Annotated in this window: 20 protein-coding genes and 2 pseudogenes; 13 read left to right on the top strand and 9 right to left on the bottom strand. The window is 69.5% G+C overall.

Annotated elements, in window-relative coordinates; translation table 11 throughout:
* The first annotated feature begins 137 nt into the window (after positions 1–137).
* The gene (locus ACZ3OF_RS18545) at positions 138–836 is read left to right on the top strand and encodes an ABC transporter ATP-binding protein (protein WP_361675379.1); all 699 of its coding nucleotides are present in this window, start codon (positions 138–140) and stop codon (positions 834–836) included.
* Entirely contained in the window at positions 833–3,181 is a 2,349-nt protein-coding gene (locus ACZ3OF_RS18540) for an ABC transporter permease (RefSeq protein ID WP_361675382.1), read from the top strand. Before ACZ3OF_RS18545 ends, ACZ3OF_RS18540 begins: the two co-directional genes overlap by 4 nt.
* A gap of 145 nt (positions 3,182–3,326) precedes the next feature.
* Here ACZ3OF_RS18540 and ACZ3OF_RS18535 read toward each other — a convergent pair whose 3' ends face one another.
* Positions 3,327–5,225 (bottom strand): N-acetylmuramoyl-L-alanine amidase, encoded by a 1,899-nt coding sequence (locus ACZ3OF_RS18535; RefSeq protein WP_467305610.1) that lies wholly within the window; start codon positions 5,223–5,225, stop codon positions 3,327–3,329.
* Positions 5,226–5,713: 488 nt separating this feature from the next.
* Here ACZ3OF_RS18535 and ACZ3OF_RS18530 point away from each other — a divergent pair, with 488 nt between their 5' ends.
* Complete coding sequence (locus tag ACZ3OF_RS18530) at positions 5,714–6,148, top strand: HAD family hydrolase (RefSeq protein ID WP_467305845.1); 435 nt, start codon at positions 5,714–5,716, stop codon at positions 6,146–6,148.
* 233 nt (positions 6,149–6,381) lie between these two features.
* Here ACZ3OF_RS18530 and ACZ3OF_RS18525 read toward each other — a convergent pair whose 3' ends face one another.
* Positions 6,382–6,963: a hypothetical protein gene (locus ACZ3OF_RS18525; protein WP_361675388.1), complete on the bottom strand. Its 582-nt coding sequence runs from the start codon at positions 6,961–6,963 to the stop codon at positions 6,382–6,384.
* A 471-nt stretch (positions 6,964–7,434) separates the two neighbouring features.
* On the bottom strand, positions 7,435–7,983 hold the full coding sequence (locus tag ACZ3OF_RS18520; RefSeq protein ID WP_467305608.1) for a hypothetical protein: 549 nt from the start codon (positions 7,981–7,983) through the stop codon (positions 7,435–7,437).
* Positions 7,984–8,123: 140 nt separating this feature from the next.
* On the opposite strand from ACZ3OF_RS18520, the gene ACZ3OF_RS18515 reads away from it, so the two are divergent.
* Positions 8,124–8,654: a hypothetical protein gene (locus ACZ3OF_RS18515; protein WP_467305606.1), complete on the top strand. Its 531-nt coding sequence runs from the start codon at positions 8,124–8,126 to the stop codon at positions 8,652–8,654.
* 99 nt (positions 8,655–8,753) lie between these two features.
* On the opposite strand, the gene ACZ3OF_RS18510 is transcribed toward ACZ3OF_RS18515, so the two are convergent.
* Positions 8,754–9,128 (bottom strand): hypothetical protein, encoded by a 375-nt coding sequence (locus ACZ3OF_RS18510; protein ID WP_467305604.1) that lies wholly within the window; start codon positions 9,126–9,128, stop codon positions 8,754–8,756.
* A 465-nt stretch (positions 9,129–9,593) separates the two neighbouring features.
* Between ACZ3OF_RS18510 and ACZ3OF_RS18505 the strand changes: the two genes are divergently transcribed.
* The 4 genes and pseudogenes from ACZ3OF_RS18505 to ACZ3OF_RS18490 form a co-directional block, all read left to right on the top strand.
* Entirely contained in the window at positions 9,594–11,177 is a 1,584-nt protein-coding gene (locus ACZ3OF_RS18505; protein ID WP_361675400.1) for a PP2C family protein-serine/threonine phosphatase, read from the top strand.
* Entirely contained in the window at positions 11,174–12,268 is a 1,095-nt protein-coding gene (locus tag ACZ3OF_RS18500; protein ID WP_467305602.1) for a cobalamin B12-binding domain-containing protein, read from the top strand. Before ACZ3OF_RS18505 ends, ACZ3OF_RS18500 begins: the two co-directional genes overlap by 4 nt.
* On the top strand, positions 12,265–12,678 hold the full coding sequence (locus ACZ3OF_RS18495) for an STAS domain-containing protein (protein WP_361675406.1): 414 nt from the start codon (positions 12,265–12,267) through the stop codon (positions 12,676–12,678). The genes ACZ3OF_RS18500 and ACZ3OF_RS18495 overlap by 4 nt, the downstream gene beginning before the upstream one ends.
* A gap of 50 nt (positions 12,679–12,728) precedes the next feature.
* Positions 12,729–13,229, top strand: a pseudogene (locus ACZ3OF_RS18490) (MarR family winged helix-turn-helix transcriptional regulator); the annotation flags it as partial.
* A gap of 769 nt (positions 13,230–13,998) precedes the next feature.
* Here ACZ3OF_RS18490 and ACZ3OF_RS18485 read toward each other — a convergent pair.
* The gene (locus tag ACZ3OF_RS18485; RefSeq protein ID WP_361675412.1) at positions 13,999–14,241 is read right to left on the bottom strand and encodes a DUF6411 family protein; all 243 of its coding nucleotides are present in this window, start codon (positions 14,239–14,241) and stop codon (positions 13,999–14,001) included.
* 166 nt (positions 14,242–14,407) lie between these two features.
* Here ACZ3OF_RS18485 and ACZ3OF_RS18480 point away from each other — a divergent pair, with 166 nt between their 5' ends.
* Positions 14,408–15,631 carry a phospholipase D-like domain-containing protein gene (locus ACZ3OF_RS18480; RefSeq protein WP_467305599.1) on the top strand — a complete coding sequence of 408 codons (1,224 nt, stop codon included), beginning with the start codon at positions 14,408–14,410 and terminating at the stop codon, positions 15,629–15,631.
* A gap of 139 nt (positions 15,632–15,770) precedes the next feature.
* On the opposite strand, the gene ACZ3OF_RS18475 is transcribed toward ACZ3OF_RS18480, so the two are convergent.
* The 3 genes from ACZ3OF_RS18475 to ACZ3OF_RS18465 all read right to left on the bottom strand — a co-directional run bounded on the left by ACZ3OF_RS18475 (position 15,771) and on the right by ACZ3OF_RS18465 (position 18,211).
* Positions 15,771–16,292, bottom strand: coding sequence for a S8 family serine peptidase (locus ACZ3OF_RS18475; RefSeq protein ID WP_467305597.1), 522 nt, complete (start codon positions 16,290–16,292; stop codon positions 15,771–15,773).
* A 184-nt stretch (positions 16,293–16,476) separates the two neighbouring features.
* Positions 16,477–17,496: a PP2C family protein-serine/threonine phosphatase gene (locus ACZ3OF_RS18470; protein WP_361675421.1), complete on the bottom strand. Its 1,020-nt coding sequence runs from the start codon at positions 17,494–17,496 to the stop codon at positions 16,477–16,479.
* A gap of 169 nt (positions 17,497–17,665) precedes the next feature.
* The gene (locus ACZ3OF_RS18465; protein ID WP_361675809.1) at positions 17,666–18,211 is read right to left on the bottom strand and encodes a GNAT family N-acetyltransferase; all 546 of its coding nucleotides are present in this window, start codon (positions 18,209–18,211) and stop codon (positions 17,666–17,668) included.
* Between the two features lie 360 nt (positions 18,212–18,571).
* Here ACZ3OF_RS18465 and ACZ3OF_RS18460 point away from each other — a divergent pair.
* Positions 18,572–19,444, top strand: a pseudogene (locus ACZ3OF_RS18460) (IS5 family transposase).
* A gap of 67 nt (positions 19,445–19,511) precedes the next feature.
* Here the strand turns inward: ACZ3OF_RS18460 and ACZ3OF_RS18455 are convergent.
* A complete protein-coding gene (locus ACZ3OF_RS18455; protein WP_467305595.1) occupies positions 19,512–21,782 on the bottom strand; it encodes an MMPL family transporter in 2,271 nt (756 codons plus the stop codon).
* Between the two features lie 175 nt (positions 21,783–21,957).
* Between ACZ3OF_RS18455 and ACZ3OF_RS18450 the strand changes: the two genes are divergently transcribed.
* The 3 genes from ACZ3OF_RS18450 (at position 21,958) to ACZ3OF_RS18440 (ending at position 24,847) form a co-directional block, all read left to right on the top strand.
* On the top strand, positions 21,958–23,130 hold the full coding sequence (locus ACZ3OF_RS18450; protein WP_361675427.1) for a sensor histidine kinase: 1,173 nt from the start codon (positions 21,958–21,960) through the stop codon (positions 23,128–23,130).
* Positions 23,105–23,767, top strand: coding sequence for a response regulator (locus tag ACZ3OF_RS18445; protein WP_150497990.1), 663 nt, complete (start codon positions 23,105–23,107; stop codon positions 23,765–23,767). Before ACZ3OF_RS18450 ends, ACZ3OF_RS18445 begins: the two co-directional genes overlap by 26 nt.
* 285 nt (positions 23,768–24,052) lie before the next feature.
* On the top strand, positions 24,053–24,847 hold the full coding sequence (locus ACZ3OF_RS18440) for an aminoglycoside adenylyltransferase family protein (RefSeq protein ID WP_361675430.1): 795 nt from the start codon (positions 24,053–24,055) through the stop codon (positions 24,845–24,847).
* Positions 24,848–25,478: the final 631 nt, after the last annotated feature.

The raw sequence follows: 25,478 nt of genomic DNA, 5'->3' as shown, positions 1-25,478 counted from the left end.
AGGGATGACGTTCCCGCGGGTCATCCCGACGCATTACGGCAATGGGTCCGGACGGGCGACGTGCGGCGGCGGGGCCCGCTCCTAGCGTTCCGGGAGCCAGATTCCCGAACCGACACCCGTATCGAAGGAGCCCTCCCATGTCCACGCCGGTGATCGACCTGCGCGAGGTGAGTCGCCGCTACGGCGACGGCCCGCTCGCCCTGCACGAGGTGTCGCTGACCGTGCGGCCCGGCGAGGCCGTCGCGGTCCTCGGGCCGTCAGGCAGCGGCAAGTCCACGCTGCTCAATCTGATCGCGGGGCTGGACCGTCCTGACACGGGGACCGTCACCGTGGACGGCGTGCGGGTGGACCGTCTCGGGGAGGCCGGCGGGGCGCGCTACCGGCGATCGAAGATCGGCATGGTCTTCCAGTTCTTCAACCTCCTCGACGACCTGACCGTCACCGACAACGTCGTCCTGCCCGCGCGGCTCGCGGGCATGGCACGCGGCGAGGCCGACCGCAGGGCCGCAGAGCTCCTGCAGACCCTCGGCATCGACCGGCATGCCCGCGCCTACCCGGGACGTCTGTCCGGCGGCGAGTGTCAGCGCGTCGCGGTGGCACGGGCGTTGATGAACCGGCCGCCGCTGCTCCTGGCCGACGAGCCGACCGGGGCCCTGGACACGGCCGCCGGGCAGGACGTCAGCAAGCTGCTCGCCGACCTCAACGCCGAGGGCCAGACCATCGTCGTGGTCACCCATGACCTGGCCCTGGCCCGGTCCTGTACGAACCGTACGGTCCGGATCACCGACGGCCGGATCGCCGAGGATGTCGTATCGCCCGCCGAGGTCGTCCAATGAGCGCCCTCGGCCAGGTGGTGCGCTCGGGAGTGGGCCGGCGCCGCGTGCAGACATTGGTCATCGGGCTCGCCACGATGATGGCGGTGGCCGCGTCCGTCCTCGGCGGATCGCTGCTGGTGGTCTCCGGCGCGCCCTTCGCGGATGCCTTCGCCGAGCAGCGCGGCGCGCACCTGTCCGTCGCGTTCGACGCGAGCAAGGTTGACGCCGGGCGGCTGTCGGAGTCCACCCGCGCCAACGGGGTGAGCACCGCCGCCGGCCCGTTCCGTACGGCGACGGTCGCTCCGAAGACGGGCGGGGCGGGCGACGGATGGCCGATGACCGTGGTCGGCCGTGGTGATCCCGGCCGGGACGTGGACGAGGTGGCACTGACGGAAGGGCGGTGGCCCCAGCGCTCCGGCGAGATCGCGCTGTCCGCCGACTCGTCGCTCATCCCTGCCCTGGGCGCGGAGCTCACGTTCCCCGCCCTGTCCGCCGGACCGACACTGAAGGTGGTCGGAGTGGCCCGGTCGGTGACACAGACCGCCGACGCGTGGGTGGTGCCGTCCCAGATGCCGGCGCTCACCGCGCCGGGCAGCGGCGGCTACCAGGTGCTCTACCGCTTCACCGACGCGGCAACAGCCGGGCAGGTCACCGCGGGAGCCAAGGCCGTGACGAAGGACCTGCCGCCGGGAGCCGCCATCGGCAAACAGTCCTGGCTCACCGTCAAGAAGAACGCCGAACGCGACACCGCCCTGTACGTCCCGTTCCTCATCGCGTTCGGGGCTCTCGGTCTGGTCATGTCGGTGCTGATCGTCGGCAACATCGTCGCGGCGGCCGTCGGCGCGGGGACGCGCCGCATCGGCATCCTCAAGGCCGTCGGCTTCACCCCGGCCCAGGTCGTACGCGCGTACGTCGGCCAAGCGCTGATCCCAGCCGCGGTCGGCACGGCGCTCGGTGTTCTCGCGGGCCATCTGCTGGCCGTCCCCGTTCTTGCCGAGACCGAGGAGGTCTACGGCTCCTCGTCTCTGGCCATCGCCCCCTGGGTCGATGCGACGGTGATCGCCGGGGTGCTCGGCCTGGTCGCGGTGACCGCGTGGGCGAGTGCCTGGCGGGCCGGGCGGCTGCGCACGGTCGACGCGCTCGCCGTCGGGCGCGGCACCTCGACGCGGCGCGGCCGGTGGGCGGCCCGTCTCTCCGGCTGGCTGCCGCTGCCGCAGCCCGTCGCGCTCGGCCTGGCCCGGCCTTTCGCCCGGCCCGCCCGCGCGCTGGCCATGGGCACGGCTGTCCTGTTCGGCACCATCGCTGTCACATTCACCGTGGGGATGGTGGACTCGCTCGGCGAAGTGATGAAGGCCAAGGCGCACGACGTAGCCGATGTCACCGTGCCCGCCCCCCTGCCGGACTTCGGCCCGCGCGGTCCTGCCTCGAAGGAGAAACCCAGGGCCGACCCCGCCGCGGTCGCTGCGGCCATCGAGTCCGGCGCCGGAACCGCGAAGCACTACAGCGCTTCGACAGTACGAGCGACCGTGTCCGGCGTGACCGGCACCGTCGACGTCGTCGCCTTCACCGGCGACGCCTCCTGGGGCGGCTACACGATGGTCTCGGGCCGCTGGACCGACAAGCCCGGCGAGGCCGTGGTCCCGACTCCTTTCCTGGCTGCCACCGGCACCCACATCGGCGACACCGTCACTGTGAACGGGCTGGACCGGCCGGTCACGGTCCGGATCGTCGGCGAGGTCCTCGACCCCCGTAACGACGGCATGCAGGTCTTCACCGACGCAGCGACCCTCGCGGGCGCGCGTCCCGATCTGACGGACACGAGCCATCACATCGCGGTCACGTCGGGCACCGATGTCACCAGCTACGTCGACGCGTTGAACAAGGAACTCGCACCACTGGGGTCCACCGCCCAGGCCGGCGGGCTCGGCCGCGACAGCGACATGGTGGTCACGCTCAACTCGCTGTCCGCGATCCTCACGCTGATGCTCGTCGCCGTCGCCGCGCTCGGCGTGCTGAACGGCGTACTGCTCGACACCCGCGAGCGTGTCCGGGAGATCGGTGTCCACAAGGCGCTCGGCATGACGCCTCGGCAGACTGTCGCGATGGTGCTCACCTCGGTCGTCATGACCGGCCTGGTCGCGGGCGTCCTGGGCGTGCCGCTCGGAGTGGCGCTGCACGGCTGGGTGATGCCCGCGATGGGCGACGGCGCGGGACTCCGTCTCCCCGATTCCGTGATTGCCGTCTACCACGGAGCCGAACTGCTCCCGCTCGCGCTCGGCGGCCTGCTCATCGCCGCTCTGGGCGCGCTCCTGCCCGCGGGCTGGGCCGCAAGGGCCCGCACCGCCACGGCTCTGCGCACCGAATAGGAGATCGGGTTCACTGCTCGTGCCCCTGACCCTCACCGCAGGAAGCGGTGGGGGTCGGTCGGCTGGTTCCCTCCGACTGGCGAGCCTTCCGCGGCTGAAGGACATCCAGCCCGCGCCCACCGGAGCCGCGGTCCGGGACCGGGTCTCAGCCGCGTGTCTCCGCCTTGTCGACCGTGGCCAGGCGGCGGTTGTACTGGATCACGTCGTACTTCTGGTCACCGGTGACCACGACCTCTGGACGTGTGGGCGTGGCAGGGAAGAAGTCGTTGGCGCCCACGGGCGTGCGAGCGGCGACGTACGCCTGACCCTGCGGGAACGTGTACATGTTGAACTGTGTCTGTTCCGATGCAGGCACTCCCCGGGGGTACTCGTCGACGCGAGGGTACGCCGTGGTGTAGATGGAGACCGACTTCGCGCCGCTCGCGGGACGGACGATCCGCGCGTTCGGGGCGGGGCGGGTGTGCATGCCCGCGGGATTGTGGATCCATCCCTTCTGCCCACTGAACCAGATGGCCGTCCAGTCTCCTCGCACATCGGCGACCACGAATTCCTGCCCCCACACCACGGTGGCACCCCAGTCGTCGATGCGGTCGGTGCCCGCCGCCCCGTCCGGATGGAGGGCAGGATCGGAGACGAGCGCGGCATCGTCGCGGGGCGCCGTACGGACGTAGAGGAAGTTCGAAGGCTGGGTCTGGGTATGGCACTTCGGGTCGCAAACCGTCGCCGTCTGCGCGTTCTTGCCGTATTCCGGTGCGATCATGACCGCCTGCCCGATCCCGATGTTCCCGCCTCCCGCTCCCCCTTTGGCCCCGGGATCCTGGCGGTCAGCCGCGGCGAGGAGAGCCATGAATTTCTCCCAGTCCCAGTAGGGGCCAGGGTCCCAGTGTGCGTCCGGCGCGCGGGCCGGCCTCGGTGGAAGGACGTTGTCGTGCCCGACGATGTGCTTGCGGTCCAGTGGGACGTCGAAGCGCCGAGCCAGGTAGACCACCAGCGCGGCAGTCGCCTTGTACTGGGCCGGGGTGAACCAGGTGGGCCCCTGGGCTGCGTAACCTTCCAGTTCGATACCGACGCCGTGCAGATTGACCCAGTAGTTTCCGGCGTGGAAAGCGATGTCCTTGGTGGCAACCATCTGGGTTGCCTCGCTGCCGTCGGCCTTCATCACGTAGTGCGCGGAAACCCCGCTGGACGGGTCCTGGAACCAGCTGATTCCCGCGTCGTAGGGCCCTTCGATGTCATGAATGACGATGAATTCGACGTCGATGCCGTTGGAATTCCGCGCGGACACCTGGTAGTTCGAGGCAGCAGCCGGAACGAACCGGCAGTTCATCTCACTGGGGCACTCCGGCACGGCCGCTGCGGGAAGCGTCCGCAACCTCAGGGACGCGAGCTGTGACTTCGCCGGACGAACGGCTGGTCTTTTCGACAACGACACCGTCTGGCCGTCCTCGCGCACCCGCCGCTTTCCGGTGCGGATCACCGTGAACACGCCATCCGCGAACTGCCCGGCCGTCGCGGTGTCGTGGGCCTGGCTGTACCGCGCCACAGCCCCGTACCAGCTACCTGGATCTGGCGAGATCCCACGAGTGATCTGCCGTTGATACGAGGCGAGCAGAGCAGCGCCACCCCGGAGGTTCTGCAGCTCGTCCCTCTTGAGCGTCTGGGGTGCGACGCCGATCAGTTCGGCGGCAGCCTGCAATGTGTGCTCGGATGGGTCGTCGGTGCCCGTGGCATCCACCGGTCCTTCGCCTGGGCGGTGGGCGTACGTTTTCCCGGACGTCGTGTCCGTCAGGTGCATCGGACCGTAGCCACCCTTGGTACTCGGGCGGCCATGATTGCCCTCCCACCAGGAGGACTCGTAGCTGACGCCGAGAAGCACGTCCTTCGGCACACCGAACTCTGCTGCTGCCTGCTCGGCCGCCCGCTCGAAGCCATCCGGAGTCTCCTCGGACGGCCGAGCGTTCCCAGCAGCGGCGCATCCCCAGATGAGGGCTACCGCCACACCCACTGCGCCGAAACCCCGTTGCGCCTGTTGTTTTCTGGCCACACCACGTCCCATTCGCTATGGCGGTCGGAGCTGTCGTTGAGGCCGGTCGTGCGGCCGCCACAATCCTTTGGGCGGCAGCCTCCCGGTCTGACAGACACGCCCAACACACGCAGGCCGGTCACCGCACCGGAGCAGTTGGCCACGAGGGCGTGACGATATATCGCCCAGCAAGGGAAGCAGCGCTTCACATCGCTTCGGCGCTGAAGAGCAGGGTTTCGCCGGAGGACGTGCTTGTCTGGCCTTGTTCGCTGTCGAGTCTCTGACGCTCATCGTCCCCAAGCGGGGTCCGGCCCAGGGGCAGCCGAAGGGGGCCCTGTGGATCGAGCGCTCACTGCGACAGCTCGGACGTGACGCGTCGGAGTCGCAGGTGCAGCAGATCAGCTCGGCGTTGAGTACGGCGGGTAAGTGGCCGGACGTCGAGCAGGCCTGGGTCCGAGCTGACGCGTCAGCCGAGTCGCACCGCTGGGGCTACGACCGCTGGGTGAACGCTGCCGGCATCGACTCCGCGTTGGCCCAGGAGATGTACGCGGCGTTGTCCGACCCCACCGACGCACGTTTTTGCCACCGACACCGAGCCCAATCTCAGAACCTTGAAAGCAGCGGGGTTGAAGGTGGCGGTCATCAGCGACATCCACTTCGACATCCGCCCGGGTTTCGCCAAGAACGGCCTCGACGGCTACGTCGACCACTTCGTCCTCTCCTTCGAGCACGGCGTCTGCAAGCCCGATCCCGCCATCTTCCGCGTTGCCCTGGATGCGCTCGGCGTGCGGCCTTGCGAGGCCCTGATGGTCGGCGATCGCTCCGGCTACGACGGCGCGGCTGTTGAAGCCGGGGTGGCTACGCTGCTTGTCCCGCCGCTGACCCAGGTCTCCCAAGCGCGGCTGCACCTTGTGCCCGCAGCCTGCGGCATCGCTCCTCCCTGACGGCTCCGCCGGCAGGCAAGCCTCCACAGCGGCGGCCGCTCGTGACCGGGAACCGTCACGTCCGCGCCCTGGGGCGACCGCGCCGGCGCCGAACTTCACCCTCAGCCCGAACAGGGTCGGCGACATCGCCCGCGCTGCCCTCGTCCTCTACGGCATCTGGAAGTGATCATCACCGTTGAGAAAGCCTCAGTGAGTGATCTCCGCCGGGAGAACAGTGGGGCAGAGGATGGGTCTCAGGTGTAGACCATGGGGCAGCCACGTCGGATCGAGTGCTGGGCAGCGCGCAGGAACAGTGCGACGTAGAAGGCTGTGTCCAGGTCCTTGCTCCACGGTCCTGTTCGAGTAGCGGCCAGCCCCTTTGCTTGGCGCCTGAACCACGTGCTCAGGTCGAGGTTGTCGCACGTCGCCGGGGTTTCGGCCGGCAGATCGATGGCTGCCGCCAGCTTCTCGGCGAGCCGTAGTACCTGGGGAGCGCCAGCGACCATGGAGTCGTAGTCGGCGGAGTCGATGGGCAACCAGATCTCCTCATCGAGCGAGATGGGCACGAGTACGGTCCAGCCGCAGAGGATCTCCGTTTCCTCCCGTGACAGGTGTGCCTGGCACAAGGCGAGGAGCCCGGTCATGGAGGGAGCCATCTTCTCCTCGAAGGCTTGCCCCGAACCAGGTGCGAAGTCCGTCGCTGGAGGTACGTCCTCGTAGGGCGGCAGGCCCCGTCGCCCGAGTTCAGTGTTGAGCGCTGAAGCAGCTTCCCCCCATCCGCCTTCCTCGTCGCCGAACCATTCCTCCGCACCGACGCCCACCAGATACATACCCATGTGGGGAAGCTACGGCTCGCATCTGACATTGATCAGTGAGCCAACAGGACTCGCTTGCGCAACTGATCGTTCAGCCTGCCAGATTGGCCGAGGCTCAAAACCCGAGCGCGGGAGAGACACTCCGCTGCCTGCATTCAATAGGACGACTGGCCAATGGCTGAAAGAACGGGCCCCTGTCGCCGAGCGCGGAAGCAGGAGCCGTTACACGGTTGCCGGTCCTCGATGGCGGGTGCCCCGGGGGCCCATGTTGCCGCACTCAGCACCTGCGCCCTCCAAGGGTCACGGCCGGGGGCGGAGGTGCTGCGGGCGGTTGCGGCGGAGGTGCCGGAGCGGGCGATCACGCACGCGGACTCGCTCGCGGGACCAGGGCTTTGGTGGTCCCGGGGATGTGGGAGACCGGTTTCACGGCGCCAGGAGGTCAGCAGCACGCTCCTGCCGTTCAGTCCTCCCTGCCGGACATGGAACGCGTCTTCAGGGGCCTTCGTCGAACAGCCCGGCCTCCACCTGGAAGGCCAGCGTCTGCAGCACCTCGGCCGAGGAGATGTCGCTCTGCCCCCTGTCGTGTGTCATGGCCAGGCTGGTGAACGCCAAGGTGAAGCCGGCGACCATGGTCTGCAGCGCGGGGCCCAGAGCCGAGGCGACCAGCCGGGCCACCTCCTGCGGGGTGGCATCGGCCGGCACGCTGATGGCGGGCAGCATTTCATTCAGCATCTGCGTCACCACGCTGGATCCGAACTCGGAGCTGTCGTCTTCCTCACCAGCCTCCGCGGCGCGACGGATCTCTTCAGCCTCCGTCAGGATGCCAATCACTCGCTTCAGAACCTCAGCTCGCTGCATCCCTGAGAGCCTAGGCCCAACAAGCATGCCCAGTCTCGACGTCCGAGTACGCACGCCGAGACATCGGCTGCAGGCGGCCGACGACGACGAGTCAACGGCGATCACCAGCTGTTCGTTGCCGACGTCCAGCAACAGGCTCTCAGCGGGCTCCTCGCCCGCCGTCTCGTCGCTGACCAGCGTCACTGCATCCCGATCCCTCGGTGGCTCGGGCCGGCGCGCTCCTGAGCGCCTACGGTGAGCCGCGGAGCGGCGGATAGCGTGCGGGCATGGCGATATCGGGGAAGCGACGGGTCCTGTACCGACAGGGCAGCGGGTTCTGGCGAATGACGACGAAGTGGGTTCTGGTCTTCGGGGCCCTGTACCTGCTGGACGGTGGGCTGCTCCGGTCGTGGAGCGACGCTCTGGTCTGGCCGATGATCTGGATCCTGCTGTGGGTGCCGTTCGGGATCGGCGTCGTCTGGTACCCGAAGAAGGATCAGCGCGTCGAGCTGACGGCGCATGAACTGCGGGTGCGGCGCAAGCGGCTGCCGATGGAGAAGGTAAACCTGCTGCACGTGGCGCTGCTGTGGCTGGAGGGGCGGTCAACCGCGGACGACCAGCCGGTACTGGAATGGACACGATTCGACCGGGTGGTGTGGGTGCCGCTGCGGGACGGCCGAGCGTTCGGCGTGGAATTCCGCGACCCGGCTGCGTTCGCCAAGGTTTTCGGCGCCTTCGCGGTCGCGGCGTGCGGCGGACCCGACGTCGTCCGCGCGAGGGCCGCAGCAGAGACGTACCCAGATCCGCGCCCGATGCGACCCCGCCGCGCCGAGGACTCAGGCTCCTGGCTGGACCTCCTGGACATCTTCAACTGACAGCCGCAAACACACGGCGAGGCAGGCGGGGCGGTTCCCTGCTCGTCGCTGGATGCGGGGGTCCGTAGCGGTACCAGCCCTCGGGCTTCCGGCTCTCCTTCAGGGCGTCGAGGCGCTTCTCATCGTCGTCAAACTGCTTGTCGGTCCGGCCGGAGCGCTGGACCAGGCGGGTGAGCTGCCCTTCCACAGGACGAACCCGGTATCGACCGTGCTGCGGAGCCTTGCTCGGAGCGACTTACCACCGACCCGCACAATGAGGTCATGGCCCAACAGCCCGCCCAGCACGAGCCCCTGACAGGGACTTCCGTCCCGCGCCTGCCCCGCCGCTGGTGCCGCAAGTGCGGCGCCGCGCTCCGCGATCCCGTCTCGCGCTCGCGCCTCCTCGGCCCCGAGTGTGATCCCGAGCGTCGCACCGGCCACCGGCGCCGCGACGTCGATCAGGAACCGCTCCCGGGCCTGTAGAGGCTTGCTCATGGCCCGGAGCCTGCTGCCCCCACGCCCGGCACTGTGCATTGACGTGCAGGGCTCTGCGTGCGTAAGCGCTGGGGGAACCCGCGGGCGATGTCCTCGCACCGGTCGCACCCATCGGATTCGCGGCCCTACGGTCCCGCCCACGGTGCGGTGAGTGACGGCGCACGGCCAGGGCGTCTCGCGGTAGGACGGACAGTGCACGTCAGGTAGCTTTTGTCACACTCATCCCATTGGTACCGCAGAGCAGGCGAGGTCACCTTTCCTTCACATTGTGTGGATCCGCGTGCCGGGCAGGGGGCTGGTTGCGCGAGGGCGGCACGGTGCGGAATGGTTGCCGATAGGCAAGCTTCCATCGAGCGAAAGAGGTGAGGGATTCGCGTAGCGGGTCCTCGATTTTTGGCAGACACCCCAGCGCAAACCGTCTCCACCACGGAGGCTGACGTTCTGTGGAGCAGCGCTCCGTACCCGATGCTGGTCGCTGACGCAGCAGGCAGGCTCCTCCAAGGAAACGACGCGGCACGCGCACTCATGCCCGCAGCAGTCCCCGGGTCAGCTCTGGCGGATGCGGCCCCTGGCTGGCTCGCTGCCGCGCACCACCATCTGCTCCTCCCTGGCCCACGGACCGTCCCGAAGACGGACGCAAGGCTTTCCGGTGTGATCGCAGGGCGCCGGTTCGAGGCGCACCCAAGCGTGCGTCATGACGGCTCGGTGGTGTGGTGGCTGGTCGACGACACCGATCACCAACTGGCCCGGGAAGCGCTGCGCATGGAGCGGGAGCGGACCTCGTTCCTCGCCAAAGCGTCCAGTGCTCTGCTCTCCTCCCTCAATCTGGGGCGCTGCATGGAGGTGACCGCGCAGCTGGCGGCGGAGACCCTCGCCGACGCGGCTCTGGCTGTCGCGCCGACCCGTGGACGTCGGCTGCCGGTCGTGGCCTGCCTGCGCGGAGGTTCGCCCACTCTGGCGCACGAGACGGTGGACCCGGACGAGGTGCCGGGGCTGGGAGAGGCGCTGCGCGGGTTCCCGCCGGTGCCCTCGCGGTGGATCGATCCGGCGACGGCGCCCGAGTGGATGGTGCCTGAGGGGTTCGGGGCGGTCGGCTCTATAGTGATCACCCCTTTGCCCGGGCACGGTGTCCCTGCCGGAGCTCTGATTCTGCTGCGGAAGGCGGACAGCGTCGCTTTCAGCGAGGAGGAGGAGGTCTTCGCCCGGCTGTTCGCCGCCCGCTCGGGTGCGGCGCTGTCGGCCGCTCGGCTGTATGCGGAGCAGGCCTCGATCACCGACGTGCTGATGCGCGATCTCCTGCCGCCGACGCTGCATCAGATTTCCGGGGTCGACTTCGCCGGCCGGTACCGGCCGTCGGCGGACCACGAGCGGATCGGCGGTGATTTCTACGATGTGCATCCGGCCGCCGTCGAAGGGGAAGCCTCCCTTGTCACGCTCGGGGATGTGTGCGGCAAGGGACTGGAGGCGGCCGTGCTCACCGGCAAGATCCGTAACACCCTGCACGCGCTGCTGCCCCTGGCGGACGACCACGAGCGGATGCTCGGCCTGCTGAACACCGCGCTGCTCACCTCCCATCACACCCGGTTCGCGACACTGGTCCTCGCCTCCGCCGTACGCCGGGACAATGAGGTGGACCTCAGGCTGACCAGCGGCGGCCACCCGGCTCCGCTGATCGTGCGCGCCGACGGCAGCGTCGAGGAAGCCGAGACCCGGGGCACGCTGGTCGGGGCCATGCCCAAGATCTCCGCGGCCACCGCCACCGTGTCCCTCGCGCCCGGGGAGTCCTGTGTCCTGTACACCGACGGAATCATCGAGGCCAAGGGCGGGCCGATGGGTGACGACCTCTTCGGCGACGAACGCCTCAAGCGCGCGCTTTCCGGGTGTGCGGGCATGCCCGCCGAAGGGATCGTGGAGCACGTCCAGATGCTGGCCGACCAATGGCTCGGCGGCCGGCGTCACGACGACATGGCCGTCGTGGTGATTGCCGCACCCCGCTCCCATCACCTGAGCGCGGTGAACGGCCACACTCGGGGCAGGTACACCGGATGAACACGAGCATCTCTCCCCGCCTTTCCGACGACACGCGGCTGCGGCAGCTGGCGGACCAGCTGTGGACCGCCGTCTCGGCCGGAGACGAGTACACGGCCACCGAGCTGGTCCTGCGCGCCCTCGACGAAGGGGTGGACCCGGAGAGCGTTCTGCTCGATGCGATCGCGGTGGTGCAGGGCAGGGTCGGTGAGGAGTGGGCGGCCAACCGGATGAGCGTCGCCCAGGAGCACGCCGCGACCGCCATCAACGACCGGGCTGTCGGCGCTGTGAGCGTGCACCCCGCTGCTCGTACCGCGATCTCCCGGGGCCGGGTCACCGTGGCCTGTGTGGACGGCGAGTGGCACGCCCTGCCCGCGCGCCTGCTGGCCGAGGTCCTGAAGCTACGAGGCTGGCAGATCGACTATCTCGGAGCGCAGGTCCCCTCCCCGCACCTCATCACGCATCTGCACACCACGAACGCCGATGCGGTCGCCCTGTCCAGCTCGATCGCGACGAGGCTGCCCACCGCCCACGCGGCGATCACCGCGTGCCAGGCCATCGGGGTCCCCGTCCTCGTCGGCGGCGCCGCCTTCGGCCCCGCCGGCCGGTACGCGAAACTCCTGGGGGCGGACGCCTGGGCCCCCGACGCCCGCGCGGCCGCCGACCTCCTCGTCCAAGGGCGGCTGCCCCGCCCGCAGATCGATCACCAGCAGATCGACGACCTGCCGCATCTCGGTGACCAGGAATACACCATGATCACTCGCGGCGGCCCGTCCATGGTGCGTGCTGTCTTCACCGCGCTGGAAGACGCCTTCCCGGCCATGGCCGCCTACACCGATCTGCAGCGCGAGCGCACCGCGGAAGACCTCGCGCACATCGTGGAGTTCCTCGCCACCGCCCTCTACCTCGACGACGACGAGCTCTTCACCGGATTCATCACCTGGACCGCGCAGATCCTCGGCGCCCGGGGCGTACCCCCGCAGAGTCTCCCACCGGCGCTGCGCCTGCTGGCCCGCGAGCTCAAGGACTTCCCCCGCGCTGTCCGTATCCTCCAGCTCGCGACGCACACGCTCACCACCGCTCACATCGCCCCCGCCGGGAAGACCGCATGACCAGACTGCCCCACGAACACCTGCGCCTGGTCACGGTCGGCGCCCCGAACGCAGTGCGCATAGAGCTCCACGGCGATCTCGACTACGACAACGCCGACCTCCTCCTGCAGGAGGCGACGGACCAGGTCGCCTCCCGGCCCGGCCTGACAGATCTCCATCTCGACTGTGCGGGCCTCGGCCTCATCGACTCCACGGGCCTGTCCATCCTGCTGATGATCAGCCGCCGCGTCACCGCGGCACAGGTGCAGCTCCACCTGGACGACCGGCCCGCGAACCTGGACCGGCTCCTCGCCCTCACCGGTACCCTCGAACACCTCACCGCGCCGCTCCCCGCACGCGCCGCGCAGAACCCGGCACACGAGAAGAACGTCATGACGGCCCGCCCCACCGGACCGGACGGCACCACCTGAGCCACTGCCCGGCCGTCCCCCGGGCAGACGCACACCACCGAGGGCACATCATGACTGCACCCGACGACGCCCCCCGCAAGGCCAGGCACGAGGCGACCCACCTCGCCAGCAGCATCACCGAACTCCTCGACGTGATGTGGGAGCACGCCAGAAACTCCACCCGCCCCGGCCCCGCGCCCAGTTCCACCTCCCAACTGCGCGTGATGTACCTCGTCGACCGCGAGGATGGCGTCCGGATGCGCACCGTCTGCGAACGGCTCGCATCCGCGGCGCCGACGGTGACCCGCATGTGCGACCGCCTGCAGGCCATGGGATTCCTCGAACGCCTGCCATGCCCTGACAACGGCCGCGAGATCACCCTGCGCCTGACCCCCCAAGGCTCCACGTACCTGCAGCACATCCGGAAGCGGCGCGACAGCACGCTCCATCACGCCATCGCCACGATGACCGTCGCCGAACGCCTCGCCCTGGCCACAGGACTCGCAGGGCTCCAGACCCAACTCGACGCCGCACACGACGAGGACCACCACAGACCAGGACTCCACAGCGCTCTCCCGCTCCCGCCCCGGACAACGAGGAAGAACCCTCCCCTCTCAGCGGACCTCAAGCACTCTCCCCTGCCCGTGAAGCAGCACCTCACCGGGCCGAGGGGGGACGCCCTGGCGCCACCGAGTCCGGCTCCCTCGTCACCCGTCACCACACCGCCGGCACGCGCGAACACCAAGTGCTGCGACCAGGAGCTCTCTCGAACCTGAGGCATCATCAGCTGCCGTACGGCAAGGCCCGTGCGATCCGACGGCCGCTCTGCCGGCGGGAGCGGCGCCATGTTCGTGGAGCGCCTCGCGGACCTGCCGTCCTCGGACGTGCTCGGCCCCTGCACCTCCGCGGAGCCGGTCCACGAGCCGATCGAGACAGACGCGGAGAGCCACCGCCCCATCGCTCCCAGGAGCGAGGAGGCGTGGGGAGGGCCCCAAGCGCTCACGGCCGCGGAGCCGGGAAGATCGGGGGCGTCCTTGTGCAGGGCGTCGGTGAGCGGGGCGTGCGCGAGGGTGCCGTCTCTGGAGTCCGAGCGGATCGCGAGGTCGCTGGCTGTGTGCGGCCTCCCCTGCTGGACCTGGGGGCACCTCGCCGACGGCCGGAGCGAGCTCGTCCGGGTCGCGAACCTCGGTATCCCGCCGCATGGCGTGCCGTCCGCCTCACCTTGAGGTACCTGGGGTGGATCGGCTTCCACCAGACGGTACGGATGGGTCAGCCACGTCGAGCCACGTGCCGGCCCCCGGGACAGAGCGCCACCAGGGCGGCCCGGCTCCGCAGGTGGCCTCAGAACGGCATGCGGCCTCGCGCGCGGCGGCCGGCGGAGCCGCTGCGGCCCACGGCCTTGGAGCTGCTCCGGAAGGGCTTGCTGAAGATCCTGCCCAGGAGGCCGGGGGCCTTGCCGCCGGCGCGTGATCCGGCTCCAAGGGTGCGCTGGGTGCCGCGTTCTGGGTGACGGGACAGACGAGGGACGAAAAAGGCGAGGATCGCCAGAACGATACAGACAGCCACAATGCCGACAACCATCATGATGAACTCCCTAGGTCGAGGTATCTGCCGCCTGCCCCGCCGACGCGGACACATGCGCCCAGCGTCCTGCACCTGCCCCGGGGGTACAGTCGGCTGGCCGCTCAGCCCGCGCCGGACCGGGTACCGCGGCCCAACGTCCTTCGTCGTGCTCCGGCCAGGGGACGCCATGACCAGTACGCAAGAACCGCCCGAGGACACCCGGCAGGCCGCCCAGGCCCTCGGCGCGCCGTCCGGCGACGACCGGATCGCGCGGATACGGCGGCGTCTGGAGCGGTTGATCGGGATCGCGGCGACCGAGGGCAACAAGCTCGTTCCGTTGCGCAACGGGGACGAGATCTTCGCCGCGATGCTGGCGGGGATCCGCCGCGCCGAGCACACGGTGGACATGATGACGTTCGTGTATTGGAAGGGCGACATAGCCCGCCAGTTCGCCCAGGCCCTGGCCGAGAGGGCGCGGGCCGGTGTGCGGGTGCGGCTGTTGCTCGACGGGTTCGGAAGCCGCCTGATCGAGACCGAGCAGCTGGACACGATGGAGCGGGCCGGCGTGCAGGTGGCCTGGTTCCGCAAGCCGCTGTATCTCTCGCCGCTCAAGCAGAACCACCGCTGTCATCGCAAGGTCCTCGTCGTCGACGAGGAGACCGCGTTCACCGGCGGGGTGGGGATCGCCCAGGAGTGGTGCGGTGACGCGCGCAACGAGAACGAGTGGCGCGACACGCACGTCGAGGTCCGCGGACCTGCGGTGGACGGCATCGCCGCCGCGTTCGCGCAGAACTGGGCCGAGTGCCACGACGAACTCTTCGACGAGCGCGACCGGTTCATCGAACACCGCCCTCAGGGCGATGCCATCGTGCAGGTGGTACGCGGTTCGGCCAGCTTCGGTTGGCAGGACATGCAGACTCTGATCCGCGTGATGCTGGAGTCCGCGGAGGAGCGCTTCCGCCTGGCCACCGCCTACTTCTCGCCGGACGCGTACTTCATCGAACTTCTGTGTGCCACCGCACGCCGCGGGGTCGAGGTGGAGATCGTGCTCCCCGGGCCGCACACGGACAAGCGGGTGTGCCAACTGGCCGGCCAGTACTACTACGAGGACCTCACCGCCTGCGGGGTGAAGATCTACCAGTATCAGCCGACGATGATGCACGCAAAGATCATCACGGTCGACGGCGTCGCCGCTTTGATCGGCTCGACGAACTTCAACCGCCGTTCCCTCGATCACGACGAGGAGGTCATGCTCGCCGTCCTGGACCAGGAGTTCACCTCGACGCTGGACGAGCACTTCGAGGCGGACGTGGCGGTGAGCGAACCGATCCGGGCGGGCCGGTGGAAGAGACGCTCAGTCGTCCAGCGGGCCCGGGAAGTGGTCGTCCAGCCGATCCGCCGATTCCTGTGACCGGGCGGGCTGTTCGAGGGCCCGTGCCGTGCCAGAGAGACCACCAGACCGGCGACGAGGCCGGGTAGTACGCTCCGCAGTCGACTCATAGTCCAGCAGTCCTCGTTGCCCAATTCCGAACATGTAGGGGAGGCCCGGCTCAGTACAGCGCGGCGGACACCAAGGGTCCGTAGAAGCGGCCCCTGATGGGCTGAAGCGGGTCCCCGTAGAACCCGAACCCAGGGTGGCGCCGGCCATGGACGGCTGCGTCCTTCACGAGGGTGCGCACATTCTCGGCCGGGGTGTCGGTCCCGCACCTGCCGGAGTCCACGCACAGCGCGGCGACTCCCGTGACGATGGCGGTGGCCGTGGTCACGCCGTCGAAAAGGGTGGGGCCGGGGTCCGAGGGACGGGGCGCGGTCTCCAGGCAGATTCCGGGAGCGGCAATGGTGTGACGCCGGTCGGCGGCGGAGCGCGCGAAGTCGCTGAAGGGGATCGCGGCCTGGTCGTCGAGGTATCCGAAGGTGCTCAGGTCCTCCCCGTAGCAGGTGGGGGCGGCCTTTCCTCCCTGCCTGCCGTCGAAGTCGGTCATCACGGTGGTGGTGAGGACCTCGTCATAGTCGGCCGGTGCCTTCATGGCGAAGCCGACGTTGAAGGTGCCGGCGCTGGCGACGAGGGTCACGCCTGCCGGGCCGTGTTGCAGACGGCGAGGTGAAGGGCGTCCGGATCGCGAGGAACACCGGCGCGCGGGACGTCGAGGGGGCGCCTGTAGGACAAGTTGAGCAGACGTGCCGATCAACGTTGGTGTTGAGACTCGTGTGACTTCCACGAAGCTTCGGTCCTGGCTACTGACGTCAGGGGCAACCTCAGTCGAAGGTCATGGCGAGGACGGCCTGGTCGTCTCCGTCGGGGACGGCCGACCAGTGCCTGGTGTCGGTTTCGAGGAACGACACGACCGCCTCCGGGTCCGGTGCGGAGGCGCCGCTGAAGTGCTCGTTGAGACGCTCCAGCACGGGGTAGAACGTGCCGTCGGCGTTGCGGGCCTCGCTGATGCCGTCTGTATAGACGACCAGGACCTCGCCCGGCCGCAGTCTGTGCTCGGTCGTCACCGCCGAAACGGAGGAGAGACCAGTGAGTCCGAGGGGGACCTCGGGGGTGGTTGCCAGGCGGCGTGCCCCGCGCGGGCCGACGGCGATCGGCGGTGGGTGGCCGCGGTCCACGATGCGTACAGTGTCCTGGTCGAGTTCCATGACCAGTGCGGTCACGAACAGTTCTGGGTCGCTGGCCGTTCCGCGTGGGCCGTTGCGGTCGATACTCAGCTCCAGCCGGTCCGCCAGGACGGGCAGGTCCTGCCATTCGTGCGCGGATACCCGAAAGCTCCCCAGGACTGCGGCCACCGTCTGGACCGCGTCCAGCCCTTTGCCCCGCACGTCGCCGATGATCGCCCGAACACCGAACGGCGTCGCGCACACGTCGTAGAGATCACCCCCGACGCTCGTGCCGTCCTCCCCCGCCGCGTAGTACCCCGCGGCGCGCACTCGCCCGAGCATGGGCGGTACGGGCCGCAACAGGGTCCGCTGCATGGCCTCCGCAACCGAGTTCGCCCGGATCAGATGCCTTTGCGCGCGCTCCCTCTGACGAGCCAGCAGCACACTGACCACGCCGACGAGGAAGGTAGCCGCATACAGCGCCACATGATGCTGCTCGTCAAGGTGCCCCGGACGCCGCCACGCCAGCAGCACCTGCAGCGCCAGACACACCGCCGACGTCACGGCGGTGCCTTTCGGCCCGCGCGTCGCGGCGGCAAGCGGGGGAACGCCCGTGAGCAGGAAACTGACCGGCTCCCGCCCGCCGAGCGCCGCCTCCGCCACCAGATCCAGAGCCACCGCCGCAGGGGGCACCCACCAGACCCACCCCCGGTTCCGGACGGAAGGCTGCCGATCCGGAGAAGGGGCCTTATGGGACATTCATGCACTGTAGAACCACACCACCCGCGCACCGGCCCCGGCACGCGGAACTGGTGGAACGGCCAGGGTGACTGTTGCGCGAACGGACCTACCGGCGCGGCTGTACGTGGACGGTGTGCCCGTTCATCTCACGCCACTCGTCCTCGAGGATGCTGAACATGTCGGAATCCCGCCAACCGTCTCGGATCAGAGCGGTGTGACGATGACGTCCTTCCCGTGTCATCCCAAGCTTGCCGAGCACCCGAGCCGACCCGAGGTTCCGTGGGTCACAGGTGGCATAGATGCGGTGGAGCTCGAGATCCTCGAACCCTCGCGCGAGCAGTTCCTGCCCGATCCCCGTTCCGACGCCCTGCCCCCAGACCCGGGGATGCACGGCATAGGTGATCTCGCCCCGGCGTTGCGCTCGGCTCCGGATGTGCAGCTCACCCATGCCGACGACATCGTCCTCGACACGGGCCGCGTAAGCGAATCGCTCCTGAGGTGAGTGTGCCCAGGCATCGACCGCAGTCATCACGAACGCACGCGTCTGCTCTTCGGTGTTCGGTCCCCAGGTCTGGAAGCGGCAGGCCTGGGCGAGGGAAGCCCAGGAGTGGACAGCGCGCCAGTCCGCGAACTCGATTCTGCTCAAAGTCACCGTATGTCCACCCACGAGCTGATCTTGCCAGATGCCGTGGCTCCGACCTGCCGGTTCAACACAGGCAGCCCGTGCTGAACTTGTCGGCTATCTGGACCAACTCCAGGGCGTCGACGAGGCGAGGACCTCGGCGCCGACTGGTGCGGCCGGGGCGACCTGTGCGGTGGCGGGGACGGAGAGCGCGCGGTGCACGGCCTGCGCCCAGCAAGGCGGGAAAACCCCGGGTACAGCCGAACACGGACAACGACGCCCACCCCCGATCCGGCTCGCGCGCCCGAGACCCCTAGGGCGCGTATCGAGTCGTGATCAATTTGCGGGATGTGTTTTCGTGGCACGGTCCGGTCCGATAGACGGTCCTACGTGACGCGAGTGCAACTGACCTATCTGGATTGGGAGTTAATCGAGCCTTACCTGCCGATCGGCGGGTACGGCCCGTACCCCGCGCGACTGCGGCAGCAGTTCGAGGGCGTGATCTGGCGGTTCAAGACGGGCGGGCAGTGGCGGGAGATGCCGACGGAGTTCGGCGCCTGGTCGACCGTCCACGACCGCTTCCGGCAGTGGCGTGACGCCGGCGTCTTCGAGGCCCTGCTGGAGGGCCTGATCACGGAAGCCGCGACGCGGGGTGAGGTGGACCTGTCCCTGGTCGGCATCGACTCCGCCACCGCCCAAGCCCACCACGACCGAGGAGGAGAAGGCGAAGTCATGGGGGCGGCCTCGAAGAGAAGAACGGGCAAGAGACCGAAAGTCGTTCCAGAGGCGGGTAGACCAGCAAGGTCCACCTCGCCACCGACCGCAAGTGCCGCCCGCCGGCGTTCATCCTGACCACAGGCCAGGCAGCGGACAGCCCGCAGTTCATCCCCGTCCTGAAGAAGGTACGGGTACGCGGGCCCGTCGGCCGACCCCGCGTCCGGCCGGACGCGGTCGCCGGGGACAAGGCGTACTCGTCCCGCGGAAACCGCGCACCTGCGCAAACGCCGCATCAAGGCGGTCATCCCGGAGAAGAAGGACCAGGCCGCCAACCGGAAGAAGAAGGGCTCCAGAGGTGGCCGACCCGTCAGCCACGACGCCGATCTCTACAAGGAGCGGAACACCGTCGAACGCCTGATCAACAGGCTCAAAGCATGGCGAGGCATCGCCATCCGATACGACAAGACTCCCGACAGCTACCTCGCCGGTCTCCACCTGCGCGCCACGATGATCTGGTTCAAGGACCTCACCAGGACCACCCGATGATCACGACTCGACATGCCCCTAGGTGACGCGCTGAAGTGCCGGACGCCAAGGGCGGGCAGGAGTTGAGTCAACGGTCAACCAGCCGTGGACGCGGGGCCTCACCCGTGGATTCCGCGTCGGTGTCGTCGGTGCCGACCGGGCCGCGGGGAAGCATCCGGTCCAGCCACTTCGGCAGCCACCAGTTGGTCCGGCCGAGGAGTGTCATGGTCGCCGGTACCAGCACCATGCGTACGACCGTGGCGTCGATGAAGATCGCGGTGGCCAGGCCGAGCCCGAACATTTTGGTGGAGGGGTCATCGGCGACGGCGAAGGACAGGAAGACCGCCACCATGATGAGGGCGGCCGAGGTGATGATCCGGGCGGTGCGCGAGACGCCCTCAACGATCGCCGTGGCGTTGTCGCCGGTGCGCAGGTACTCCTCGCGTACGCGGGAGAGGAGGAACACCTCGTAGTCCATCGACAGGCCGAACAGGATGGCGAAGAGGAACATCGGGATGAACGACACGATCGGAACCGTCGCTTCCAGCCCGATGAGTGCGCCTCCCCAGCCCCACTGGAAGACCGCGACCATGATGCCGTAGGCCGCGCCGATGCTCAGCAGGTTCAGCAGCACCGCCTTGAGCGGTACGAGTATCGAGCGGAAGACCAGCATCAGCAGCAGGAACGACATCGCCAGCACGGCGGCGACGAACACCGGCAGGCGTTGGCTGGTGCGTTGGCCCACGTCGGACAGGCTCGCGGCGGCGCCGCCGACGTGGGCCCTGGCCGGGCCGTGCCCGATCGCCGTGGGCAGCACGTCGGTGCGCAGCCGGGCGATGGTGTCGGCCGTGACCTTGTCCTGAGGGCTGGTGGTCGGGAACACCACGAGGGTCGCGATGCCGGTGGCCCGATCGATGTGCGTCGGCGCGACGGATGCGATGCCCGGATCCGCCGCGACCGTTGCGACGATTCGGTCCAGCACTCCCGGATCACCGGTGGGGTCCGCGGCGATGACGAGGGGACCGTTGGTGCCCGGGCCGAACCCCTCGGCGACGAGGTCGTAGGCCCGGCGCTCGGTACGGCTGTGGGGCAGTGAGCCGTCGTCGGGCAGGCCGACGCGCAGGCCGAGCACGGGCAGCGTCGCGGTCAGCAGCAGCACCGCCGCGCCGACCGCGTACGGCACCGGGTGCCGGCTGACGTGCCCGATCCAGCGACGCCACCCGGCGGCGTGGGCGGCGCCTGCCGCCGGGTCCCGCCGCCGTGCGAGTCGGCCCAGCTTCCTGGTCTGCAGAGCCCGGCCGATCCGGCCGTCCCGGGCCAGGCGCGGGCCCGCCGCGCCGAGGAAGGCCGGCAGCAGCGTCACCGACGCGAGCACCATCGTCAGGACGACGATCGAGACGGCAACCCCGCCCACCGTCATGAACGGCACGTTCGCGACCGCCAGGCCGAGGATCGACACGACGACGGTGCCGCCGGCGAAGACCACCGGCCGTCCCGCCGTTGCCACCGCTCGTCCGGCCGCCGCCTGCGGATCGAGCCCGCACGCGAGGTACTCCCGGTGCCTGGCGAGCACGAACAGCGCGTAGTCGATGCCCACTCCGAGCCCGACCATGCTGCCCAGGACCGGTGCGAAGGTGGGGACCTCTGCCACCCCCGCCAGTACCGTCATCGTGGCAACTCCGATGGTCAGCCCGAAGATCGCCATGCCGATAGGCAGTACGGCGGCGACGAGCGAACCGAACGCCAAGAACAGGATTGCGGCCGCGGCAAGGATGCCTATCAGCTCGCTCGCGCCGCCGTCGGGGTCGGAGAAGGCGTAGAAGAGGTTCCCGCCCATCTCGATGCGCAGGGGCAGTTCGGCGCGCAGCCGGTCGCCGAGATCGACGAGGGCGTCGAGGTCTTCGGCCGACAGCCGGCTCTGGTCGGGATACTGCACCCGGACGACTGCGATCCGCCCGTCGGCCGAGACGAGGCCGCCGCGCACGGCGGTGTCCCCGCCCGCGTCGAGTGCCCCCGCCGGGTCGCTCGTGCCGAGCACGTGCGGCAGCCGCTTCACCTCGGTCTGCAGCCGCGTGAGAGCGGTGCGCGCGCCGTCGTCGTCGAAGAACGTCGCACCGTCGTCGAGGGGGGTGACGACCACTTGGGCGGTCATCCCCTCCTGGCCGGTGCCTGCCCGCTCGATCAGTTCCGCGGCCCGCTGGGAGTCCAGTCCCGGAGCGGTCATCGAGTCCGCGGTCCGCCCGCCGAAGGCGACGGCGGCGAGGACGGCGAGCGTGGTGGCGATCAGCCATGCCGCGATCACCCTCCAGGGATGGCGGGCGGCGCTTGCGCCCAGGCGCAACAGGGCTTTCGAGAGCATCGGGTCCTCCAACCACCTCGTCGGCCGTCCTTGTACGGCCGCCGATACCGAGGCTCGTCGCCACGGCGCTCCGCGGCATCGGCCCGCAGGCCGCGGAGCCGTCGGCCCCGGGGCGGAGTGACGACCCGTCCTTTCGGCCGATGCGCGGCACGCCGCGGTCCCTAGGCTGAGAACCGTGCTCCGAGACGACCTGCGAACCCTGTGGACCGAACCCCGGCCGCCCCACGCGCCCGACCGGGTGTGGCGGGACTGGGCGTTGCTCGCCGCCGGCCTTGCCGGTGTGGCGCTGGAGGCCACCCTGCGCGAGAACGTCGTGTGGCGGCCGGTGGCGGCGGTGCTCGCCGTTTGGCTGTGCCTGCTGCCCCTGTGGCGCCGGACCCGCCCGCTGGCGATGGTGACGCTGGCGTTCGGCTCGGTGACCCTGCTTCCCGTGGCCTCGCTCGTCGCCGCACCGCGCGAGCCCGTCGGCCTGTACACCGGCGCCGTCGTGCTCGTGCTGGTGTACGCGCTGCCCCGGTGGGGATCGGGACGGGAGATCGTGCTGGGCGGCGCGGTGATCCTCGCGGTCGGCGCGCTGTGTGTCGTCACGGACGAGACCCCGGTCGTCGAAAAGGTCGTGGGCCTCGTCTTCCTGTTGCTGCCCGGCGTGGTCGGGGCTGCCGTGCGGTTCCGGGTGACCGCTCGCGATCGGCAGTTGGAGCAGGTGCGCTCCCGCGAGCGCGAGCAGCTCGCCCGGGAACTGCACGACACGGTGGCCCACCACGTGTCGGCCATGGTGATCATCGCCCAGGCGGGCCGGGTGCTCGCGGGCACCGACCCGTCCGCCGCCGTCGAGGCGCTGGAGGGGGTCGAGGAGGAAGGGGCGCGCACGCTGGAGGAAATGCGCGCCATGGTCGCCGCGCTGCGCGACCGCGGGGTCGGCGCCGAGCTGGCGCCCCCTGCCGGAGTCGCGGATCTGGAGCGCCTGGTGCGCACCCCGGGTGGTCGCCTCAGGGTCGACCTGGGGCTCGACGGCGAACTGGACGCGCTGCCCCCGGCCGTGGACGCGGCCGTCTACCGGATCGTGCAGGAGTCGGTGACCAACGCGCTGCGCCATGCGGTCGACGCGACCGAGCTCGTCGTTCGGGTCGCCGCGGAACGGCACACGGTACGGGTGAGCGTGCGCGACAACGGCCGGCGCACCGGCCGGGGTCGCGACGGATACGGACTTACCGGACTGCGCGAGCGCGCGACCCTGCTCGGCGGCACACTACGAGCCGGCCCGGATACCGACCGGGGCTGGCATGTCGAAGCCGAACTGCCGAGAGCGAGGAGCGAGAGCGGTGTCCATTCGCGTCCTCGTCGCTGACGACCAGACGATCATCCGCACCGGGTTGCGGATCATGCTGAACGCCCAGCCCGGCATCGAGGTGGTCGGCGAGGCCGCCGACGGGCGGGAAGCGGTACGTCTGGCCCGCGAACTACGCCCCGACGTCTGCCTGTTCGACATCCGCATGCCCGTACTCGACGGGCTCGAGGCCACCCGGCTGGTCGCCGGCCCGGGCGTCGCCGACCCGCTGGCCGTGGTCGTCATCACCACGTTCGACCTCGACGAGTACGTCTACGGCTCACTGCGTGCCGGCGCCCGCGGATTCCTCCTCAAGGACACGGGACCGGACCTTCTGGCGCAGGCCGTACGGTCGGCGTCCGACGGTGAGGCGCTCATCGCGCCCAGCGTCACCGTCCGTCTGCTCCAGGCATTCGCGGACCTGCCCGCCGGCCGGCCCGTGGCCCAGCCGGTCTCCCCCGTCACCGCCCGCGAGGAGCAGGTGCTCCTCGCCGTCGCTCGCGGGCTGACGAACACCGAGATCGCCGATGCACTGCACATAAGCCTCAGCACGGTGAAGACGCATCTGGCCAGCCTGATGGCCAAACTCGGCGCCCGCAACCGGGTCGAGATCGCGATGTGGGCCTACGAAACGCGCCGTATCCTCCCCGGAACCTGAGCCGGGTGCCGGGCCATGTCCCATGAGTCCCCGCCCGGACATCAGTGCACCGGTCGGCTCACGTCGGCTCCACATGCCTCACCCGCCCCAGAGCGTGACGTACCAGGAGGCCGGAACTGGGACGGTGAGACACCCGATACGACAAGACCGCCGACAGCTACCTCGCCAGTCTCCACCTTCACGCCTCGATGATCTGGATCAAAGACCTCACCAGGACCACCCGATGATCACGACTCGATACGCGCCCTAGTCCACCGTGAATGCAATGCGCCGGCCCATGTAGGCATGCCGGCGGCAGCTGTCCTCCACACTGAGGTAATGGATCAGCTTGAGCAGACCGTCGACCTCATTCGCGGCATCCTGGCGCCGGAGCTCCTCGGCACGTACCTCCACGGCTCCGCTGTGCTGGGAGGCCTGAGACCGGCCAGCGACGTCGACGTCCTGGCCGTCACACGGCAGAGCCTGGACGAGCGGAAGCGGCGGGCTCTTGTCGAGGGCATGCTCGAGATCTCCGGCCTTACGGCCACCGTGAGGCCGATCGAACTCACCGTCGTCGTCCACTCCGAGGTCCACCCATGGCGGTTCCCGCCGATGGGAGACTTCCTGTACGGAGAGTGGCTCCGTGAAGGACTGCGGGAGAGCGGGCCTCCACCGCCGTGCCCCATGCCGGATCTGGCCATTGCGCTCACCATGGTGCTGGCAGGCGATCATCCCCTTACCGGCCCGCCTCCCGGCCAACTCCTCACCCCAGTGCCCCACGCCGATCTCGTCCGGGCAAGCGTCGCCGGCATTCCCGAACTCCTCGACGACCTCGCCGACGACACCCGCAATGTCCTGCTGACCCTTGCCCGCATCTGGACCACGCTCGCCACAGGCAGGATCGAACCCAAGGGCGTCGCAGCCGACTGGGCTCTCGCCCGTCTCCCCCCGGAGCACCGCCCGCCCTTGGAGCACGCCAGGTACCTGTACCGCAATTGCCGCTACGAGGACGAGACCTGGAGCAGCGAACTCAAGGCCCAGGTGCGCCCGCACGTGGATGAAGTACTCACCCGCATCGACAGCCTGCGCCAACAGGGTTGATCGCCGGATCAGATACCGCCCGTCCACGCGTCACCTCGCACGGCTCCAGGGGCCGTCGTCCGAGATGAGCTGCGGCCCGGTCGAGCCGGCACCGCTCCAAGTCCATCGCGTTGTCGCCCCGGCCATGTTGATGATGGCCACCGGCGGCACCACGATCGGGGGCCGCGGTGTCGTCCCCACTGACCGAGGTAGCGGCCGTGACAACGCAAGGCCACCTCCCGCAACCCGTCCCACCCCCTGGGCGGCGTGCCGACGCTGAGTCTCGCCCTCCTCGGCAGCATCACCCCGGCCGTGGCGGCCAATGACAGGGGAGGCGGCCAGTTGCCGCTTGCCTACAGGTCGCTCCCCCCGGTGGCGGCGATGCGTCAGAGCGAGGCCCTGCCGCTCTGGCAGGGGATTGCGCGGTCGGTGAGCCGCCCAGAAGTGTCGTTCCTCGGGTGGCCCGGTGCCCTGTATCCGCCGTATGCACGTTCGGTTAGGCTGGCCTTGCCTGGTGTGCGGACCCGGGCGTGCGGGTTCGGGTTCCGGTGCCGCAGGTAGGAAACGGACAGAGGCAGGGCGCAGGTGAGAGACGGTGACCGAGCCTCGTGTGCTCGCTCGGGTGGGACGCCCATGCGGATGACGGGGGACG

Source organism: Streptomyces sp. NPDC022552, assembly GCF_055561875.1.
This window is presented reverse-complemented; position numbering and strand designations above follow the sequence as displayed.